The organism is Pseudomonas sp. CC11G, assembly GCF_056174845.1.
This window is the reverse complement of record NZ_JBWBZC010000001.1, coordinates 33,420-49,315: the sequence shown is the minus strand read 5'-3', so window position 1 is coordinate 49,315 and position 15,896 is coordinate 33,420. Positions and strand designations below refer to the sequence as shown.

The 15,896-nt window shown below is 61.5% G+C and carries 16 protein-coding genes; 7 read left to right on the top strand and 9 right to left on the bottom strand.

The genetic code is table 11. The annotated features are described in order from the left end of the window. Positions 1-92: 92 nt before the first annotated feature. The 7 genes from AC0V2S_RS00240 to bioB form a co-directional block, all read right to left on the bottom strand. Positions 93-875, bottom strand: coding sequence for a putative metalloprotease CJM1_0395 family protein (locus tag AC0V2S_RS00240; protein ID WP_475508021.1), 783 nt, complete (start codon positions 873-875; stop codon positions 93-95). A 60-nt stretch (positions 876-935) separates the two neighbouring features. Further along, the gene (locus AC0V2S_RS00235) at positions 936-1,175 is read right to left on the bottom strand and encodes a hypothetical protein (protein WP_475508020.1); all 240 of its coding nucleotides are present in this window, start codon (positions 1,173-1,175) and stop codon (positions 936-938) included. 95 nt (positions 1,176-1,270) lie between these two features. Beyond that, positions 1,271-1,951, bottom strand: a complete 681-nt coding sequence (bioD, locus tag AC0V2S_RS00230) for a dethiobiotin synthase (protein WP_475508019.1) — start codon at positions 1,949-1,951, stop codon at positions 1,271-1,273. Between the two features lies 1 nt (position 1,952). Next, a complete protein-coding gene (bioC, locus tag AC0V2S_RS00225) occupies positions 1,953-2,753 on the bottom strand; it encodes a malonyl-ACP O-methyltransferase BioC (protein WP_475508018.1) in 801 nt (266 codons plus the stop codon). Then, positions 2,746-3,477 (bottom strand): alpha/beta fold hydrolase, encoded by a 732-nt coding sequence (locus AC0V2S_RS00220; protein ID WP_475508017.1) that lies wholly within the window; start codon positions 3,475-3,477, stop codon positions 2,746-2,748. Before AC0V2S_RS00220 ends, bioC begins: the two co-directional genes overlap by 8 nt. Beyond that, entirely contained in the window at positions 3,470-4,642 is a 1,173-nt protein-coding gene (gene bioF / locus AC0V2S_RS00215; protein ID WP_475508016.1) for an 8-amino-7-oxononanoate synthase, read from the bottom strand. The genes AC0V2S_RS00220 and bioF overlap by 8 nt, the downstream gene beginning before the upstream one ends. Positions 4,643-4,731: 89 nt before the next feature. After that, positions 4,732-5,790 (bottom strand): biotin synthase BioB, encoded by a 1,059-nt coding sequence (bioB, locus tag AC0V2S_RS00210; RefSeq protein ID WP_475508015.1) that lies wholly within the window; start codon positions 5,788-5,790, stop codon positions 4,732-4,734. Positions 5,791-5,880: 90 nt separating this feature from the next. Here bioB and AC0V2S_RS00205 point away from each other — a divergent pair, with 90 nt between their 5' ends. The 3 genes from AC0V2S_RS00205 (at position 5,881) to rarD (ending at position 8,641) form a co-directional block, all read left to right on the top strand. After that, complete coding sequence (locus AC0V2S_RS00205) at positions 5,881-6,621, top strand: phosphoribosyltransferase family protein (protein ID WP_475508014.1); 741 nt, start codon at positions 5,881-5,883, stop codon at positions 6,619-6,621. Between the two features lie 60 nt (positions 6,622-6,681). Continuing rightward, positions 6,682-7,656 (top strand): serine/threonine protein kinase, encoded by a 975-nt coding sequence (locus AC0V2S_RS00200; protein WP_475508013.1) that lies wholly within the window; start codon positions 6,682-6,684, stop codon positions 7,654-7,656. Positions 7,657-7,732: 76 nt separating this feature from the next. Further along, complete coding sequence (gene rarD / locus AC0V2S_RS00195; RefSeq protein ID WP_475508012.1) at positions 7,733-8,641, top strand: EamA family transporter RarD; 909 nt, start codon at positions 7,733-7,735, stop codon at positions 8,639-8,641. Here rarD and AC0V2S_RS00190 read toward each other — a convergent pair. Together AC0V2S_RS00190 and AC0V2S_RS00185 are read right to left on the bottom strand one after the other, a co-directional pair. Further along, positions 8,618-9,136: a glycine cleavage system transcriptional repressor gene (locus tag AC0V2S_RS00190; RefSeq protein ID WP_475508011.1), complete on the bottom strand. Its 519-nt coding sequence runs from the start codon at positions 9,134-9,136 to the stop codon at positions 8,618-8,620. The two genes, rarD and AC0V2S_RS00190, sit on opposite strands and share 24 nt — an antisense overlap. Before the next feature lie 166 nt (positions 9,137-9,302). After that, positions 9,303-9,749 carry an N-acetyltransferase family protein gene (locus tag AC0V2S_RS00185; protein ID WP_475508010.1) on the bottom strand — a complete coding sequence of 149 codons (447 nt, stop codon included), beginning with the start codon at positions 9,747-9,749 and terminating at the stop codon, positions 9,303-9,305. A 327-nt stretch (positions 9,750-10,076) separates the two neighbouring features. Here AC0V2S_RS00185 and AC0V2S_RS00180 point away from each other — a divergent pair, with 327 nt between their 5' ends. The 4 genes from AC0V2S_RS00180 (at position 10,077) to AC0V2S_RS00165 (ending at position 15,740) form a co-directional block, all read left to right on the top strand. Continuing rightward, a complete protein-coding gene (locus tag AC0V2S_RS00180) occupies positions 10,077-12,254 on the top strand; it encodes a malate synthase G (protein WP_475508009.1) in 2,178 nt (725 codons plus the stop codon). Positions 12,255-12,528: 274 nt separating this feature from the next. Further along, complete coding sequence (locus AC0V2S_RS00175) at positions 12,529-14,148, top strand: methyl-accepting chemotaxis protein (protein WP_475508008.1); 1,620 nt, start codon at positions 12,529-12,531, stop codon at positions 14,146-14,148. 15 nt (positions 14,149-14,163) lie between these two features. Then, on the top strand, positions 14,164-15,324 hold the full coding sequence (locus tag AC0V2S_RS00170; RefSeq protein WP_475508007.1) for a hypothetical protein: 1,161 nt from the start codon (positions 14,164-14,166) through the stop codon (positions 15,322-15,324). 11 nt (positions 15,325-15,335) lie between these two features. After that, complete coding sequence (locus AC0V2S_RS00165; RefSeq protein WP_475508006.1) at positions 15,336-15,740, top strand: phosphate ABC transporter substrate-binding protein; 405 nt, start codon at positions 15,336-15,338, stop codon at positions 15,738-15,740. Positions 15,741-15,896: the final 156 nt, after the last annotated feature.

Below are 15,896 nucleotides of genomic sequence, written 5' to 3'. Positions count from 1 at the left end.
TGCCCGGCGGCCAGGATTCAGCCCAGCAATCAAACAGGCGTTTGAAACATACGTTTACGCCGAAACCTTGTCAAGCATCGCCCTACAAGGGTTTAAGCAACGGCCACTATCAATGGCGTGCTATCGAGGGGTGAAGCGATGCTCTGGTACAGCTGAAGTGAAACGGATGTATCGGCGGTTTGCTGGCTGCTGCCGGTCGCGGTCGGGTCTGTCTTCTGCTGTTCGCGCTTGGTTTCAGCCTGCTCGGCCGCCTCGCTGCGTGTTTGCTCGGCGAGTTCTGCGCGCGCGGCGGTGGCCAGGCCTTGCGCCTCGGCGGCCACACGCAAGTCCTGGGCGGAAGGATCAATGGGCGCCAGGGCCGCGCGCATCACCACTTCCATCTTGCTGATGGTGGCGGCGGGGTCGCCGGACACGGAACTCAGATCAATACCGACCTCGCCCCCTATCGCATACGCCTTGCCATCCGGCCCTTGCTGCAGCGTGTAGCTCGGCGAGCCGGCGTAAGTGCCACCGACTGCCGCATGCGCCGCTTCGTGCGCACGCACGTCGGCATCGCGGCTGGCTAGTTCAGAGATTGTCTGGCGTTCCTGCTGTTCTTGCTGAGGGCTTTTGTCGTCGCTGTCGCTGGCGGCGGTTTTGGGGTTGGCGTCCGCCGAATCGCTCGCATTTTGCTGAGTGGTGCCGGATGCGCCCTGCTCGGCGGCGGCCAGGCGCGTGCCGTCTGCGGAGAGGCTAACGGTGGTGTCAGGCGAAGAAGAGGATTCTGCAACAGCGGTAACGGGGGGAATTGCAGCACTAGTAGCAGGCGCGCTCAGGCCAGCCGGCACCGACGCCGGAGTAGACAGGGGGTAACTCGCAGCACTGCCGATTTGCATGGGCACCTCTGCGCGCCCGGTGTGAACGTGCCCGGTCCGCCGGGCCAACGCGTGATGGGGTCAGGCGCGAATATCGATCAAGGTGCCAAGCACCTCGTCACTGGTTTCGATCACTTTGGCGCCGGCCTGGGCTTCGGTTTTGCCGACGCTCAGCTGCACCAGGTTGTCCGCCGTGCCTGCCGCATCGGAGTTACGGGTAACCGAATTGCTTGCGATATCGGACGCCGCCTGATCAATCCGGCGCTGGCCAGATTGCACGGTGCTTAACCCGGAGCTGAATGCACTTCCCGAGATTTCCATCGCCAACCTCACTAAAGAGAAATTTCTGACGCCAATTTAAGCAGATCGCGATCAAAAAACGTACAAACAAAAGGCTATCGGTTTGCCACTGTTTATTACGGCAGGTGCGAAAGCTGCAGATGCTCGGCGACGTTTTCCGGCGCGGCATGGGCCAGGCGCGGCACTCGCCCCAGGCACGGGGCGGCTAACAGCTCGGTCAGCGTGGCCAGATTCTCTTCCAGCCGTGACGTAGCCGGATCGACGATATTGGCGACCCAACCGACCAGTTGCAGACCGTCACGGGCAATGGCCTCGGCACTCAGCACGGCATGGTTGATACAACCCAGGCGCACGCCAACCACCAGAATCACCGGCAACCCCAACGCCACCGGCAAATCCGATAGATATCCGCCGTCGCCCAACGGCACGCGCCAACCACCGGCGCCTTCCACCACGGTGAAATCGGCGCCCTGCTCCAGCACATGTCGCACCGGCGCCAGCAAAGCGGCCGCCGTCAACTCGACACCTGCCTCACGCGCCGCCAGATGCGGCGCAATGGCCGGGGCAAACGCCAACGGATTGACCTCTTCATACGTCAGCGGCAACGAGCACTGCCCCAGCAATGCCAGGGCATCACTGTTGCGCAGTCCTTCGGGCGTGGCTTCAGAACCTGAGGCCACCGGCTTGCAGGCGGCCGTGCTCAGGCCCTGTCGCCGCGCAGCACACAGCAAGCCAGCCGCAATAGTGGTTTTGCCGACTTCAGTGTCGGTACCGGCAATAAAAAATGCAGCAGTCATATCAGCCTTCTTTTTCCAGCACGGCGTAGAGCACTTGATACGTTGCCGGCAAGCCCGGGGGTTGACGGAACTGTTCATAGGCTTCGATCAACGCCAGAATTCGCGCTCTCCCGGTCAAGCCGCCAGGGCGACCCGGATTAAGGTTATGCGCGCCGAGCGCCTTGAGTTCGTGGGTCAGGCTGCGCACGTCGGGGTAATGCAGCACGTGCGGCCGTACCTGCAAACTCAACACCCGCAAACCGCTAGCGGCGCACAGCTGTTGATAGTCCGTGAACTGGCGAAAGCGGTTGACGTGCACATGGCCGTCCACTGCCTGCCAGCTATCGCGCAGTTCCTGCAGCGTGCCAACGCACAGGCTGCTGAATGCCAGTACGCCGCCAGGGCGTAACACGCGCTGGGCTTCGCTGAGCACCGCAGCAAAATCGCCGCACCACTGCACCGCCAGGCTGGAAAACAGCAGGTCGCGGCTGGCATCGCGTAGCGGCAAGCGCTCGGCGTCGCCGGCAATAAAGTGCGTGGCGCCGCCCAGCGGCCGGGCGTGTTGCAGCATGCCTTCGGCGATATCCAGGGCCATGCCCGGCGCAGCGCCGTAACGCTCGCCCAGAGCGCGGGTGAAATAGCCGGTGCCGCAGCCGATATCCAGCCAGTCGGCCGGTGCCACACCCGCTGGTAACTGCTCAAGTAGAAAATGGCCAACGTCGCGCTGCAACTCGGCCACGCTGTCGTAACTCGCGGCGGCGCGGGAAAAGGATGCTGCGACTTGGCGTTTATCCGGCAACGTGCCTTGGCTGAAATCAGTCATCGCCCAACTCATGCAAAAAACCCTGAATCGCCGCCGCCACTTCGTGCGGACGCTCCAGTACAAAGGCGTGGCAAGCCTGCTCGATCAAGCCTACTTCCACATCACCGAGCAGTTCCAATAACGCACCGGCAGCCTCAGCGGGCACCAACGCATCTGCACCGGCAAATAGATGAAGCTGCGGACCGCTAAACGCCTGCAAAGCACCCCGCGTATCCAGCGCGGCCAGCACTTGCAAGCCTTGCAGCAGATTGCCGACGCTGCTGCGTGGTGCACTGGCGGCAAGCTGACGGGCCAGGCTGCGCGGCTCTTCGCCGCCTTGGGCGCAAAGCAGGCTGAAACGCTTTAGCGTCGCCTCCGGGCTCTGTTCGCAGCCGTGTAGAAAGGCGCTGAAATCGTCCGCCGGCATCGCCGCTGGCCACAGGCTGCTGGCGACAAAGTTGCTGTTGCTGGCCAGGGTGATCAGGCCGCAGCAACGGTCGCCGCGTCGCGCTGCCAGTTCGGCCGCCAACATGCCGCCGAGCGACCAGCCGCCCAGCCAGCAATCGGCCGGCAGCGCCGCGTCCAGCTCATCCAGCCAATCAGCAGGATCGCTGGAATCCAGCGTCGGCAGCGGCTCGATCTGCACCTGCAAGCGCTCGTCCAGCCCGCGCAATGCGCCAGCCAACGGCTCCAGCGGCGCGCTGCCCAAGCCCCAACCCGGCAGCAGCACAAGACGGTTACGCATCGGCCGGCTCCAGCAACGGCCAGCACTCGGCTAAGGCGTTGAGCAACTGCTGCACTTGCGCCTCGCTGTGGGCGGCCGACAACGTCACCCGCAAACGCGCACTGCCCGCGGGCACGGTGGGCGGGCGAATGGCGGTCACCATCAGCCCGCGCTCGCGCAGCATCTGCGACAGGCGCACGGCACGGCCGGCATCGCCGATCAGAATCGGTTGAATCGGGGTAAAGCTGTCCATCAACTCCAGGCCGATGTCTTCAGCGCCACGACGGAATTGCTGGATCAAGGCATTCAGATGCTCACGCCGCCAGTGTTCCGTACGCAGCAGCTTCAAGGCTTGCAGCGTGGCGCAGGCCAGCGCCGGCGGCTGGCTGGTGGTGTAGATATACGGACGGGCGAACTGCACCAGGGTTTCGATCAGCTCTTCGCTGCCGGCAACAAAGGCGCCTGCGGTGCCAAAAGCCTTGCCCAGGGTGCCGACCAGCACGGGTACGTCTTCCATGCTCAGGCCGTAGTGCTCGACGATGCCGCCGCCGTTGGCGCCCAGTGGGCCAAAACCGTGGGCGTCGTCGACCATCAGCCAGGCGCCCGCCGTTTTGCAGGTGGCGGCCAAGGCGGGCAGGTCGGCCAGGTCGCCGTCCATGCTGAATACGCCGTCGGTTACCACCAGAGTCTTACCTTCTGACTTGGCGATTCGCAGACACAAGCTGTCCGCATCGTTGTGCAGATAACGGGAGAATCGCGCCCCGCTCAGCAGCCCGGCATCCAATAAAGAAGCGTGGTTCAGACGGTCTTCCAACACCGTATCGCCCTGCCCCACCAGCGCCGTTACGGCGCCGAGGTTGGCCATATACCCGGTGGAAAACAGCAGCGCGCGCGGCCGACCGGTCAGGTCCGCCAAGGCTTCTTCCAGCTCGTGGTGCGGCGTGCTGTGACCGATCACCAGGTGCGAAGCGCCGCCGCCCACGCCCCAGCGCTCGGCGCCGGCTTGCCAGGCGGCAATCACCTCGGGATGGTTGGCCAGGCCCAGGTAGTCGTTATTGCAGAAGGCCAATAGCGGCGTGCCGTCGACGATCACGTTTGGCCCCTGCGGGGTTTCCAGCAGCGGGCGTTGGCGATAGAGGTTGTCGGCGCGGCGGGCGGCCAGGCGGGCGGAGAGATCGAAGCTCATAGGGCAGTCTTCTGACCCGTAGGAGCGAGCTTGCTCGCGAAAGCTTCGCGAGCAAGCTCGCTCCTACGGGAATGGCGGGAGATCGACGATCAGGCCGAAGCGGCGTCGTAAAACAGCTCGCTGCTCTTCTGCTCGATCAGCGCTTGCTCAATGGCAGCCTGGTGCACTTCATCGGCGTGCTCTTCGCGCTCTTCCGGTTTGATGCCCAGACGGCTGAACAGCAGCATGTCTTTGTCGGCCTGCGGGTTGGCGGTGGTCAGCAGTTTTTCGCCGTAGAAAATCGAGTTGGCACCGGCGAAGAAGGCCAGGGCCTGCATCTGCTCGTTCATGGCTTCGCGGCCAGCGGACAGGCGCACATGCGATTGCGGCATCAGAATGCGGGCCACGGCCAGCATGCGGATGAAGTCGAACGGGTCGACGTCTTCGGCGTTGGCCAACGGCGTGCCTTGCACTTTCACCAGCATGTTGATGGGCACCGATTCCGGGTGCTCTGGCAGATTGGCCAGTTGAATCAGCAGGCCGGCGCGGTCGTCCAGCGATTCACCCATGCCCAGAATGCCGCCGGAGCAGATCTTCATGCCGGCATCACGCACATAGGCCAGGGTTTCCAGGCGCTCGCCGTAGGTGCGGGTGGTGATGATGCTGCCGTAGAACTCCGGCGAGGTGTCGAGGTTGTGGTTGTAGTAGTCCAGGCCGGCGTCTGCCAGATCCTTGGTTTGTTCTTTGTCGAGTTTGCCGAGGGTCATGCAGGTTTCCAGGCCCAGGGCCTTCACGCCTTTAACCATCTGCAGCACGTAGGGCATGTCTTTGGCCGACGGGTGTTTCCACGCCGCGCCCATGCAGAAACGAGTGGAACCGATGGCCTTGGCTTCCGCCGCAGCCTCCAGAACCTTCTGCACTTCCATCAGTTTTTGCTTATCCAGGCCAGTGTTGTAGTGGCCGGATTGCGGACAGTACTTGCAGTCTTCCGGGCAGGCGCCGGTTTTGATCGACAGCAGGGTAGAGACTTGCACGCGGTTGGCATCGAAATGCGCGCGGTGCACGGTCTGGGCCTGGAAGAGCAGGTCGTTGAAGGGCTGTTGAAAAAGCGCCTTAACCTCAGCAAGGGACCAATCGTGACGCAGGTTAGGAGTAGTCGTGGCGCTCATCGGGCAATCCTTCTTGTAGTCGTGCGCGGGGCGTAAAAAAGTAAAGCCCACAAGCGCGGTATGGATGTTCGGCATAGTTAAGGAAGCGAAATGCGCTGTCAACCAGATGGATGGAAACAGGTTTACAAGTGGTTAAATAATGAACAGATCTGTTTGTTATGTGATCAACGTGGCACGTACTCAAAACCGATCTGCGATCCCTGCTTTGCGGATTTGCCGTGGCTGCAAGCACAGTGCACGCGATGCGCCCTGCCGTTGTTGGCTGCCGATTTGATCTGTGGTGAATGTCAGAAACACCCGCCCTTTTTCGACAGCGTGCAAACCCCTTGGGTTTACGGCTTTCCCGTCGATGCGTTGATTACGCGCTTCAAGCACCGCGGCAAGTGGCCTTTGGGACGTCTGCTCGGGGTGCTTTTGTCACACCACCTGCAAAACGCTTTTGCCGACGGACTGCCGCGCCCGGATTTGCTGCTGCCGGTGCCACTTGGCAAACAACGCCTGCGCCAGCGCGGTTTCAACCAGGCCGGCATGCTCGCTGACTGGCTGCACCCTCAGCTAACCGTGCCGGTTAATGCTGATCTGCTGCGCCGTGAACGCGAAACCGGTGCCCAGCAGGAGCTGGACGCCGCAGCCCGCCAACGCAATCTGCGCAATGCGTTCGTATTGACCAACCCAAGCGCCGTAACGGGCAAACACCTGGCCTTGGTCGACGACGTACTCACCACCGGCGCCACCGCCAACAGCCTGGCGCGCCTGCTAAAAAAGGCTGGCGCCGCGCGGGTGGACGTCTACTGCCTGGCGCGCACGCCGAAACCCGGCGAAACAGCCTGAGGCCGACGCACGCCAGGCGCGAAGGCGTACACTGACGCCCCACGCCGCCTGGAACGCCCCATGAGCCACCCTTTTGCTGAACTCACGCCCGACCTGGTTCTCGATGCCGTTGAAAGCATCGGGTTTCTCAGCGACGCCCGCGTCATGGCGCTGAACAGCTACGAAAACCGCGTGTACCAGGTCGGCATTGATGAAGGTCAGCCGCTGATTGCCAAGTTCTACCGCCCGGCGCGCTGGACTGATGCGGCCATTCTCGAAGAACACAGCTTCACCGCCGAACTGGCTGACTGCGAAGTGCCGGTGGTGGCGCCCCTGCTGCACAACGGCAAAACCCTGTTCGAACACCAGGGCTTTCGCTTCACCCTGTTTCCGCGCCGCGGCGGCCGCGCGCCGGAACCGGGCAACCTCGATCAGCTGTATCGCCTCGGCCAACTGCTCGGTCGCCTGCACGGCGTCGGCGCCAGCAAGCCGTTCGAACACCGTGGCGAACTGGACGTACAGACCTTTGGCCGCGATTCGCTGAACACGCTGCTGGACGGCAACTTCATTCCCAAAAGCCTGCTGCCGGCGTACGAATCGGTTGCCCGCGATGCGCTGAAACGGGTCGAAGACCTGTATGCCGCCACGCCGTACCAAGCCATCCGTATGCACGGCGATTGCCACCCCGGCAACATGATGTGCCGCGACGAGGTGTTCCATATCGTCGACCTCGACGACTGCCGCATGGGCCCGGCCGTCCAGGATTTGTGGATGATGCTGGCCGGCGACCGCCAGGAACGCCTGGGCCAGCTCGCCGAACTGGTGGACGGCTATCAGGAATTCCACGACTTCAACCCGCGCCAACTGCCCTTGATCGAAGCCCTGCGCACCCTGCGCCTGATGCACTACAGCGCCTGGCTGGCGCGGCGTTGGGACGACCCGGCGTTCCCCATGAGCTTCCCGTGGTTTGGCACCGAGCGGTATTGGGGCGAGCAGATTCTGATTCTGCGCGAGCAGTTGTCGGCCCTTCAGGAAGAGCCGCTGCGACTGTTTTGACCAGATCCGCGACACACGCCTGGAGCCGATAAGCGGCTGGCCCTAGAATGACCGGCCAGCCAGTCGAGGTCTCTCCATGCAAGCCGCCAACCCGCGCCGCGGGTATCTGCTCGGTCTTACCGCGTACACCATCTGGGGCTTGTTCCCGCTGTATTTCAAAGCCGTCGCCCAGGTGCCGGCGCTGGAAATCATCGTCCACCGTATTCTCTGGTCCGCGCTGTTCGGCGCCTTGCTGCTGTTGGTGTGGAAACACCCGCGCTGGCTCAGCGACCTGCGCGAAAACCCGCGGCGCATTGCCGTGCTGGTGGGCAGCGGTTCGCTGATTGCGGTGAATTGGCTGGTGTATGTCTGGGCGGTGAACAACGGCCGCATGCTTGAGGCGAGCCTGGGCTATTACATCAATCCGCTGATTAACGTGCTGCTCGGCATGTTGTTGTTGGGCGAGCGGTTGCGTCGCCTGCAATGGCTGGCCGTGGGGCTGGCCAGCATCGGCGTGGCGCAGCAACTGTGGTTGGCCGGGCATGTGCCATGGGTGTCGCTGGCGTTGGCGTTTTCGTTTGCCTTTTACGGGTTGATCCGCAAGCAGGCGCCGGTCGCGGCCTTGCCGGGGCTGGTGGTGGAAACCTGGTTACTGGTGCCGTTTGCCATAGGCTGGTTGGCGTTCAACCCTGACGCGGTGAGCATGCAGGCCAGTTTCTGGACCAGCACCCAAGTGCTCTGGCTGGCCGCTGCCGGGCCGGTCACGCTGGTGCCGCTGCTGTGCTTTAACGCAGCGGCGCGGCATTTGCCGTATGCGGCGCTGGGCTTTCTGCAGTACGTGGCGCCGACCTTGGTGTTGCTGCAGGCGGTGCTGCTGTTCGGCGAACACCTGAGCACCAGCACCTTGATCGCCTTCGGCTTTATCTGGGCGGCGCTGGTGATCTATAGCGTGGATGCGTGGCGCAGTTTGCAGCGCAACAAGCTACTCATCGCCTCGCAGGACTAGCTCGACCATCAGGTCGTCGGCCAGGGTTTCCAATCGAGCCTGCAATACGTCCAGCGAGAGGCTCAGCGGCACCGCCAACTTAGCCTCTGCATGAAACAACGGCTCGTTGCTCATGGGCGCCGGCATCACGTCGGTGTCCAGGCTTTCCACGTTTACCGACAGCTCGCTGAGCACCCGGGTGATATCGCGCACGATGCCCGGACGGTCGTTACCCACCAGGTCGAGCAAGATCGGCTTGAAGCTGCGCTCCGGCTCATTGCCGCTTTCGGCCAGCAGCACGCGAATGCCCTGATCGTTCAACGCTTGCAACGAGGCCACCAGCTCGGCGTGGGCCTCGGCCGGCACGCTCACTTTCAAGATTCCGGCAAATTGCCCGGCCATGCGCGACATGCGGCTTTCCAGCCAGTTGCCGCCGTGGGTGGAGATGCAGCTGGCGATCTTTTCCACCAGGCCAGGCTGGTCTTCGGCAATCACGGTAAGGACCAAATGGATCACGGGGTGACTCCTTAAATCGCTGACAAAGAGCGGAGAGATGTTTGCCTCAATCTTTCCGTACCTGGGCCCCCGTCTTCACGAGGGCGACGGAGTTTTTGATGCTATCTCCGTCATCCCCGCGAAGGCGGGGGTCCAGGTGAGGCTAGCCAAAGCAAAACGGTCATTCTTATTTCAAGCTCAACCAATACGTCAGATAAACCTCATCCTTCACATACCCCAAGCTTTCATAAAGCGCCTGGCCGGCCACATTGGTTTTCGCCGTTTCCAGCTGCAAACCACAGGCGCCATTGGCTTCGGCGTGGGCACGCGCGGCGTTAATCAGCAACTCGCCTACGCCTTGGCGCCGAGCACTCGGGCTCACATACAAATCGCTCAGCAAAAACGCCGGCGCCAACGCCAGCGACGAAAAATACGGGTACAGATGAACGAAGCCCTGGGCCGTGCCAGACGCGTCGCGGGCCAAAAGCAGGGTGGAATCGTCCTTTTGCAGACGAGCGGCAAGAAATGCGCGAAGTTCCTCGAGCGGGCGCGGCACCTGGTAAAACTCCAGGTAACCGGCGAACAACGGGGCGAGCTCGTCGAGGTCACCTACTACAACTGCTTTTACGGCCATGCACAGCACTCCATAAGGGGTTGCGCGAGTATAGGCAAAAGCCGATAACGGCTGTCGAGACGGGGTAAAAAGGTAGTAACACTACAAAATCGTGTACGAAATGCAGATTTTTGTGGAACAAAACCCCTGTTTTTTGAGAACATCCGCGCCCCGTTGTGACCGCCAGGCCCCTGGCCAGTCGCGGTTCGACGCGCGCCCGCTGATTTTCACCCGATCATGATGTAGTATGCCGCGCCACGGACTACAAGACGGCCAACGCCGGGTCCGTACAGGGCTATCCGCAGTGAGCTATTGAGTACAGCTAAGAGCTGAGCAGAGAGGCAAGTAATGACTGAGCGCGTTCAAGTCGGTGGCCTGCAGGTCGCCAAAGTCCTGTTCGACTTCGTAAACAACGAAGCCATCCCCGGTACCGGGATTTCTGCCGAGCAGTTCTGGGAAGGCGCGCAAAGCGTCATCAAGGACCTGGCACCGAAGAACCAAGCACTACTCGCCAAACGTGATGATTTCCAGGCCAAGATCGACGCCTGGCACCAGGCACGTGCTGGCCAGGCGCATGACGCCGTGGCTTACAAAGCCTTCCTGGAAGAAATTGGTTACCTGCTGCCAGAAGTTGCAGATTTCCAAGCCACTACCCAAAACGTCGACGAAGAAATCGCCCACATGGCCGGCCCACAGCTGGTAGTGCCGGTGATGAACGCCCGTTTCGCCCTCAACGCTTCCAACGCCCGCTGGGGTTCGCTCTACGATGCCCTGTATGGCACCGACGCGATCAGCGAAGAAGGCGGCGCCGAGAAAGGCAAGGGTTACAACAAGGTTCGTGGTGACAAGGTTATCGCCTTCGCCCGCGCCTTCCTCGACGAAGCCGCGCCATTGGCTGCTGGCTCGCATGTCGATTCCACCGCGTACAAACTCATCGACGGCAAACTGGTAGTCGGCCTTAAAGGCGGCAGCAACACCGGTCTGCGCGACGACGCTCAGCTGATCGGCTTCCAAGGCCCGGCTAACGCCCCGGTTGCTGTGCTGCTCAAGCACAACGGCCTGCACTTCGAAATCCAGATTGATGCCAAGAGCCCAATCGGCCAGACCGATGCCGCCGGCGTGAAAGACGTTCTGATGGAAGCGGCACTGACCACCATCATGGACTGCGAAGACTCGGTTGCTGCCGTCGATGCCGACGACAAAACCGTCATCTACCGCAACTGGCTCGGCCTGATGAAGGGCGACCTGGCTGAAGAAGTCGCCAAAGGCGGCACCACCTTTACCCGCACCATGAACCCCGATCGCGTCTACACCAAACCCGACGGCAGCGAGCTGACCCTGCACGGTCGCAGCCTGCTGTTCGTGCGTAACGTGGGCCACCTGATGACCAACCCGGCGATTCTCGATGCCCAAGGCAACGAAATTCCAGAAGGCATCCAGGACGCGCTGTTCACCAGCCTGATCGCGGTGCACAACCTCAACGGCAACACCAGCCGCAAGAACACCCGTACCGGCTCGGTGTACATCGTTAAGCCAAAAATGCACGGCCCGGAAGAAGTCGCTTTCACCAGCGAAATCTTTAGCCGCGTTGAAGACGTTCTCGGCCTGCCGCGCAACACCCTGAAAGTCGGCATCATGGACGAAGAGCGCCGCACCACCGTCAACCTCAAGGCGTGCATCAAAGCCGCCAGCGAGCGCGTGGTGTTTATCAACACCGGTTTCCTCGACCGTACCGGCGATGAAATCCACACCTCCATGGAAGCTGGCGCCGTTGTGCGCAAAGCCGCCATGAAATCCGAGAAGTGGATCGCTGCCTACGAGAACTGGAACGTGGACATCGGCCTGGCCACCGGCCTGCAAGGTCGCGCCCAGATCGGTAAAGGCATGTGGGCCATGCCCGACCTGATGGCCGGCATGCTCGAGCAGAAAATTGCTCACCCGCTGGCTGGCGCCAACACCGCCTGGGTTCCATCGCCAACCGCCGCTGCACTGCACGCCCTGCACTACCACAAGGTTGACGTGTTCGCCCGTCAAGCCGAACTGGCTAAGCGCGCTCGTGCCTCGATCGACGACATCCTCAGCATCCCGCTGGCTGCCAACACCAACTGGTCTGCAGACGAAATCCAGAACGAACTGGACAACAACTCGCAGGGCATTCTGGGTTACGTAGTGCGCTGGATCGACCAGGGCGTCGGCTGCTCGAAAGTGCCGGACATCAACGACGTCGGCCTGATGGAAGACCGCGCTACCCTGCGTATCTCCAGCCAACTGCTGGCCAACTGGCTGCGTCATGGCATTGCCAGCGAAGAGCAGATTGTCGCTAGCCTGAAGCGTATGGCACCAGTGGTTGACCGTCAGAACGCCAACGACCCGCTGTACCGTCCGCTGGCACCAGACTTCGATAGCAACATCGCGTTCCAGGCTGCTCTGGAGCTGGTGATCGAAGGCGCCAAGCAACCGAACGGTTACACCGAGCCGGTTCTGCACCGTCGTCGTCGTGAATTCAAAGCCAAAAACGGCCTGTAATTCACCCGGCAAGCGGCACTGAAAAAACGCCCTTCGGGGCGTTTTTTTATGGGCGATCGCCGGCGATGCCAGCCAATTGCCATCACGCAGATAAAAAACGCAGAAATCCCCTACAGACAACCGGACCAGTGGCTATGTTGAAAACTACAGGTCGCCGGTTAAATGCCGATAAAAAATTGGCACCGACCTATATAATGGTCAAGTCGTGACCAATAGAAGATAAAAAGTATTACTTGCAAACTTTTGCCATTTGCGCAGTCGGGAATATCTGTCCATGTTCAAAAATATGTCGCTGACCCTGAAGCTTTCGCTCCCGCCCGCCGTGGCACTCATCGGCCTCTTACTGTTCGTGGTTTACACCGCTGTGCAACTGAGCAACAACGACACCCGCCTGGTGGCGTTGGAGAAACAGAGCTACCCCACACTGGAAAACGCCGATGCGGTGATCTTCCAGTTCTCGCGTATTCCCGGCCTGCTCAACAGCGCTGTTGCCGCCGGCGAAATGGAAACCCTCAACGATGCCCGCAAGGTCATCGAAGAAATCAACACCAAGCAGCAAGCGCTGCAAACCCTGGTCAAAGACCAGCCGCAACGCAGCGATGAACTGCGCGCCTGGACGGCGGCGGTGAAGGGTTATGCCGACAACGCCTTCTCGGCCACCGAACAACTGCTCAAAGGCACCGCCTTTGACGACCTGCGTCCCAACCTCGACCGCATGGCCACCGACCTGCAACTGGCGCAAAAAGCCGGCGAGCAGTTCCGCACCCATGCCTACGACGACTTCCAGACCAGCCTGGCGCAAACCCGCACCGACAACGCCACCACCACCCGCGTGGGTTACGGCCTGAGCCTCGCCCTGATTCTGCTGGTGAGCATCGGCTCGGTCATCGTGATTCGCAGCGTGATGAGCAATATCCACGGCGTGATCGACTCGCTCAAAGCCATCGCCAGCGGCGACGGCGATCTGACCCGCCGGGTGAACGTCGAAACCAACGACGAAATCGGCGTGATGATCAAACTGTTCAACGGTTTCCTCGACAAGCTGCAGGGCACCATTCGCCAGATCGTCGATGCGGCCAGCCCATTGGGTGGCATGTCGAAGGAGCTGTATCGCCTGACCCAAGGCGCCGAAGAAAACGCGCGCTCGCAACAAGGCCACACCGACTCCATCGGTCGCGACATTTCCACCATGACCGGCAGCATTCAGGAAGTCGCCCAGCGCTCCCAGCAGGCGTCGCAGGAAGCCGGCGCGGCGTCCAAGCAGGCGGAAAGCGCGCGGCAGAACATCGGCAGCCTGTCGACCAGCATCAGCGACCTGGGCAGCAGCGTGATGGGCGCCGTGCAGGCCATGGAACAACTGGAAGAAGAAACCCAGCAAGTCGGCTCGGTGCTCACCGTCATCCGCAGCATCGCCGAACAGACCAACCTGCTGGCCCTCAACGCCGCCATCGAAGCAGCGCGCGCCGGTGAACAGGGCCGTGGTTTTGCCGTGGTAGCCGATGAAGTGCGCAACCTGGCGCAGAAAACCGCCGCCTCCACCGCCGAAATCCAGAACATCATTCAGCGTCTGCAAAGCAGCGCCAACGGCGTGCTGAATGTGATGACCCAGAATGGCCAGAAAGCCCAGGCCAGCATCGAACGTTCGGTGGCCGCCACCGAGACCCTGGACGCCATCGCCCAGGCCGTTCGCCAGATTGACGAGTTGAATGCCGGGATCGCCCAGTTCACCCAGGAGCAGATCGGCCTGTCCAACTCGATTCAGAAAGACACAGAAGTGTTGCAGAGGGATACGCAAGCAACCACACACGGGGCCGATGCGACCGCACGCCTTGGCGAGCAGTTGGTCAGCACCGGGGACCATTTGCGCGCCGCCACGGCCCAATTCCGCGTTTAACACGAGAGCACCAGAATGATCCAACTTCGAGTACTCACCCTCGCAGCTTGCCTTGCGAGTACCCAGGCTTTTGCCCTCGACCAGGGCGAATACCGCTTCAACGGTTTCGGCACTGCCGGTATTACCCACCTGGGCGGCGAAGACGATGGTCGCAGCTACGGCGTGAACGGCCAGACCAACGATTCCTGGCGCGGCGACCAGCTGTCCAAACTCGGCGGCCAGTTCCAGTACGGCCTGACCGACACCGTCGGCGTCACCGTGCAAGCCACTGCCAAGCCTGAACAAGACAACTGGAAAGGCAACCTGGAGTGGGCCTATCTGTCGTGGCAAGCCACCGACGGTCTCCTGCTGCGCACCGGCCGCCTGCGCAGCCCGGTGTACATGTACTCGGAAACCCTCGATGTAGGCTTCACCTACCCGTGGCTGCGTCTGCCGGACGAGGTTTACAGCCAGGTTCAGGTGAGCAACTACGAAGGCGCAGACGCCATCTACACCCTGCCGCTGTCGTTCGGCTCGGTGGCGTTCCAGGTCGCTGGCGGCCAGGCCGTGAACCGCAACATCTTCGCGGCCGATGAGCTCTACGACATCGACTACAAGAAGATCTTCGCGGCTAACGTAAGCCTCTCCACCAATGACTTCGGCACCGTGCGTGTGGGCTACACCGAGGCGGATATCAACACCGATATCACCGCTCGCGTCACCACCCCGTTCGGCACCCGCACCACCATCCCGCTCAACCAGCTGGATAACCAGAAAGGCAAGTTCACCTCGATCGGCTACCAGTACGACAACGGTACCTGGCTGACCGCCAACGAATGGACCAGCCGCGTTATCGAAGCCGATGACCAAGGCAGCACCGACGCGTTCTACCTGATGGGTGGCCGCCGCTTCGGCGACTTCCTGGCCCACGTCACCTACGCCCAACTGGACGAAGACGACGGTCGCCAGACCTCCTGGACCTACGGCCTGAACTACAACGTCACGCCGACCGTAATCGTTAAAAGCGAATACAAACGCGTAGACACCAGTGGCAACGGCTACAACGGCGTGTTCGTTGAAAAAGCCCAGGAAAGCTACAACCACGCGGTGTACTCGGCCACCAACGGCCTGGCGGGCACGCCTTCGCGCAACTACGACGGTGACATCATCAGCGTCGGCGTTGACTTCGTATTCTAAGGAGAGCCCCCATGAAGTTTGTAATCCGTGCTCTCAGCGCCTGCACCCTGGTGGCCGCTGCCACCGCCGCGCAGGCCGAAGTCGCCGTGATCGTCAATGCCGGCGCCAGCGCCGCGCCAAGCCAATCGGACGTGGCCAACATTTTTCTGGGTAAGGACAAGTCCCTCAAGGGCGTCGACCAGAAAGACTGGAACCCCACCAAAGACAAGTTCTACAGCACCGTGGCGAGCAAAAACGAGTCGCAGCTGAAGTCGTACTGGTCGGGTCTGGTGTTCACCGGCAAGGGTCAACCGCTGCCAAGCGTGGCCGATGACGCCGCCGTGGTTGCCAAAGTTGGCGCCGAAGCCGATGCCATTGGCTACGTCGACAAAGCGGCCGTGACCGACAAGGTGAAAGTGCTTTTCACCCTGCCGTAAGCGCCGTTTTGCGCGACAAAAAAACCGCCCTTCGGGGCGGTTTTTTTATGGGCATACATATCCCCTGTAGATCGTAGGTTGGGTTGAGCCGCAGGCGAAGCCCAACAATCGCGGACCTGTTGGGCTTCGCTGCGCTCAACCCAACCTACGCCGTTC